Origin of the sequence: Mesorhizobium sp. M7A.F.Ca.AU.001.01.1.1, assembly GCF_004022735.1 — a bacterium.
GTDB lineage: Bacteria > Pseudomonadota > Alphaproteobacteria > Rhizobiales > Rhizobiaceae > Mesorhizobium > Mesorhizobium ciceri.
The window spans coordinates 1-3,947 of sequence record NZ_RZPF01000625.1 but is presented as its reverse complement, the minus strand read 5'-3'; the positions used below and the strand labels follow the sequence as shown (position 1 = coordinate 3,947).

Genomic DNA, 3,947 nt, shown 5'->3' with positions numbered 1-3,947 from the left:
GAGCGCGACTGGATGCCGCGCGTGAAATTCTTCGGCGGCAAGGCGGCGCCCAGCTACCACAATGCCAAGCTGATCATCAAACTCGCCAACGATGTCGCCAAGGTCATCAACCGCGATCCGGCCGTGCGCGGTCTGCTGAAGGTGGTGTTCGTGCCGAACTACAATGTCAGCCTTGCCGAGATCATGATGCCGGCCGCCGATCTGTCCGAACAGATCTCGACCGCCGGCATGGAAGCGTCGGGCACCGGCAACATGAAGTTCGCGCTGAACGGTGCGCTGACCATCGGCACGCTCGACGGTGCCAATGTCGAGATCAAGGAATGCGTCGGCGACGACAACATCTTCATCTTCGGCCTGACCACCGCCGAGGTCGCCGAGCGGCGCAACAACGGCTACGATCCGCGCGCCGTCATCGAAGGCTCGCCTGAGCTGGCGCAAGCGGTTGCGGCTGTTTCGTCAGGCGTCTTCTCGCCGGACGATCCGGAGCGTTACCGCGATCTCATCAACGGTCTCTACAACAGCGACTGGTTCATGGTTGCCGCCGATTTCGATGCCTATGCCGCCGCCCAGCGTGAGGTCGATGCGGTCTGGCGCAACAGTCCCGACTGGTACGCCCGGGCAATCCGCAACGTTGCGCGTGTCGGCTGGTTCTCCTCCGATCGCACGATCCGCCAATATGCGAAAGAAATCTGGAACGTGCCTGTCTGATGTGATTGCATGAGGCCGCAAACAATGTGGTCCCGGTGATGTGAATTTGAATGTTGGATTTACATCACTAGAAACAAACACTTGGTGCCCGGGGAGGGACACTGCCTGATGAAGAAGCCGCGCGCGACCGCTGCGACAAGCGGGCCGGATGGACTGGCGCCAGCCGGCGATGTTGCGGCGATTGTTGCCGGCACGCACGGAGATCCCTTCGCCGTCCTTGGTGTCCATGAGGTCGGCAAGAGCCTGTATGCCCGGTGCTTTGTTCCGAATGCCGAATTCGTCACCGCCTACACGCTGACCGGCACCATCGCGGGTGAACTGTCCAGGCGCAACGATGGCGGCTTTTTCGAAGGCAAGCTCTCGATCAAGAAGCGGCAACCCCTGCGCTATCATGCCAGGAACGCCGGCGGCGACTGGTGGCTGACCGATCCCTATTCGTTCGGTCCGGTGCTGGGCCCGATGGACGATTACTACATCGCCCAAGGCTCGCATCTCAGGCTGTTCGATAAGCTCGGCGCCCATGTCATTGATCACGAAGGCGCCACCGGAGTGCATTTCGCCGTCTGGGCTCCCAATGCGCGGCGCGTCTCGGTGGTCGGCGACTTCAACGAGTGGGACGGCCGCCGGCACACCATGCGAGACCGCCGCGACACCGGCATCTGGGAACTGTTCATACCCGACATCGGTGCCGGACGACCCTACAAATACGAGATCATCGGCCCCGATGGTGTGAGGCTGCCGCTGAAGGCCGACCCGTTCGCCTTCAAATCCGAACTGCGTCCGGCTACTGCTTCGGTCGTGGCGGTGCCGCCGGCGCACGAGTGGGGCGACGAGGCGCATCGCAATTTCTGGCGCAATGCCGATCACCGGCGAGAAGCCATCTCGATCTACGAGGTCCATGCCGGCTCCTGGCAGCTTCGCGACGACGGAACGTTCCTGTCATGGGACGAGTTGGCCGACCGGCTGATCCCCTATGTGGTTGAGACCGGTTTCACCCACATCGAATTCATGCCGATCTCTGAACATCCCTACGACCCGTCCTGGGGCTACCAGACGACCGGCCTTTACGCGCCATCGGCCCGCTTTGGCGACCCGGACGGCTTTGCCCGTTTCGTCGATGGCGCCCACCGCGCCGGCGTCGGCGTCATCCTCGACTGGGTGCCGGCACATTTCCCGGTCGACGCGCATGGCCTGGCCAATTTCGATGGCACCGCGCTCTATGAACATGCCGATCCGCGCAAGGGTTTTCATCCCGACTGGAACACCGCGATCTACAATTTCGGCCGCCGCGAGGTGGTGTCGTTCCTGGTCAACAATGCGCTGTTCTGGGCCGAGAAATACCATGTCGACGGTTTGCGCGTCGACGCGGTCGCCTCGATGCTCTACCTCGACTATTCACGCAAGGCCGGCGAATGGATCCCCAACGAGAAGGGCGGCCGCGAGAATCTCGAGGCGGTCAGCTTCCTGCAGAAGATGAACAAGGAGGTCTACGGCCATCATCCGGGCGTCATGACCATAGCCGAGGAATCGACCTCATGGCCGAAGGTCTCGGCACCGGTGCATGAAGGCGGCCTCGGCTTCGGCTTCAAGTGGAATATGGGCTTCATGCACGACACGCTGGAGTATTTCTCCAAGGAGCCGATCTTCCGAAAGCACCACCACAACGACCTCACCTTCGGCCTGACCTACGCCTTCTCGGAGAATTTCGTGCTGCCGCTCTCGCATGACGAGGTTGTGCACGGCAAAGGCACGTTGCTTGGCAAGATGGCCGGCGACGACTGGCAGAAGTTTGCGACGCTACGCGCCTACTACGCTTTCATGTGGGGCTATCCCGGCAAGAAGCTGCTTTTCATGGGGCAGGAGTTCGCGCAGCGCCGCGAATGGAGCGAGGCGCGCGCGCTCGACTGGAACCTGCTTGAATTCCGGCCGCATCGCGGCGTTTGGCAGACGGTGCGCGATCTCAACTATCTCTACCGTTCGCGCCCGGCGCTGCATGGCCGCGACTGCGAACCGGAAGGGTTTTCCTGGCTGATCGTCGACGACAGCCAGAATTCGGTTTTTGCCTGGCTGCGCAGCGCGCCGGGCGGCAGCCCGGTGGCCGTCATTTCCAATTTCACGCCGGTGCCGCGCGATAATTATCGCGTGCCGTTGCCGACATCAGGCAAATGGCGCGAGATCATCAACACCGACGCTTCTGAATATGGCGGTTCCGGCAAGGGCAATGGCGGCATGGTCGAGGCACGGGCGGAGGAAGGAAGCATCGCCGCGACGATGCTCTTGCCGCCGCTGTCCACGATCATGCTCGAGCTCGTCGCCGACTGAACCCATCGACACTGAGTAACATGTCGAGATCGAGTAACTTGGGAGGGTAGAAATGGCAGACTTGAAACGGACCCAGCCGCTGGCGCGCGATGCCATGGCCTATGTATTGGCCGGCGGCCGTGGCAGCCGCCTCAAGGAACTGACCGACCGGCGTGCCAAGCCGGCCGTCTATTTCGGCGGCAAGACGCGCATCATCGACTTCGCGCTCTCCAACGCGCTTAACTCCGGCATTCGACGCCTCGGCGTTGCCACCCAGTACAAGGCACATTCGCTGATCCGTCATTTGCAGCGCGGCTGGAACTTCCTGCGCCCAGAGCGAAACGAAAGCTTCGACATCCTGCCGGCCAGCCAGCGCGTCTCGGAAACGCAGTGGTATGAGGGCACGGCTGACGCCGTCTATCAGAACATCGACATCATCGAGGCCTACGGACCCGAATACATGGTCATCCTGGCTGGCGACCACATCTACAAGATGGACTACGAGATGATGCTTCGCCAGCACGTCGACGCCAATGCCGACGTCACCGTTGGCTGCCTCGAAGTGCCGCGCATGGAAGCCACCGGCTTCGGCGTCATGCATGTCGATGGCAAGGACAACATCATCGCCTTCGTCGAAAAGCCCGCCGATCCGCCCGGCATTCCCGATAAGCCGGAGTTTGCCTTGGCCTCGATGGGCATTTACGTCTTCAAGACCAAGTTTCTGATGGAGCAGTTGCGCCGCGATGCGGCCGAGCCGGGCTCGAGCCGCGACTTCGGCAAGGACATCATCCCCTATATCGTCCAGCACGGTAAGGCGATCGCGCACCGCTTCGCCAAGTCCTGCGTCCGTTCGACCGCCGAGAACGAGGCCTACTGGCGCGACGTCGGAACGGTCGACGCCTATTGGGAAGCCAATATCGACCTGACCGATATCACGC

Annotated in this window: 3 protein-coding genes; all 3 read left to right on the top strand. The window is 61.8% G+C overall.

The window, feature by feature from the left end; genetic code table 11:
- Positions 1–708, top strand: a 708-nt coding sequence (locus tag EN884_RS28550; protein ID WP_164895200.1) for a glycogen/starch/alpha-glucan phosphorylase, incomplete at its 5' end; no start/stop codon positions are given.
- A 108-nt stretch (positions 709–816) separates the two neighbouring features.
- Complete coding sequence (glgB, locus tag EN884_RS28545; protein ID WP_013532700.1) at positions 817–3,030, top strand: 1,4-alpha-glucan branching protein GlgB; 2,214 nt, start codon at positions 817–819, stop codon at positions 3,028–3,030.
- A 52-nt stretch (positions 3,031–3,082) separates the two neighbouring features.
- A partial coding sequence (locus tag EN884_RS28540; protein WP_128360872.1) for a glucose-1-phosphate adenylyltransferase occupies positions 3,083–3,947 on the top strand: 865 nt, incomplete at its 3' end.

What these genes read in the sequence shown, in the direction of transcription:
- glgB (WP_013532700.1), top strand. Translation starts at nt 817, where the DNA reads ATGAAGAAGCCGCGCGCGACCGCTGCGACAAGCGGGCCGGATGGACTG.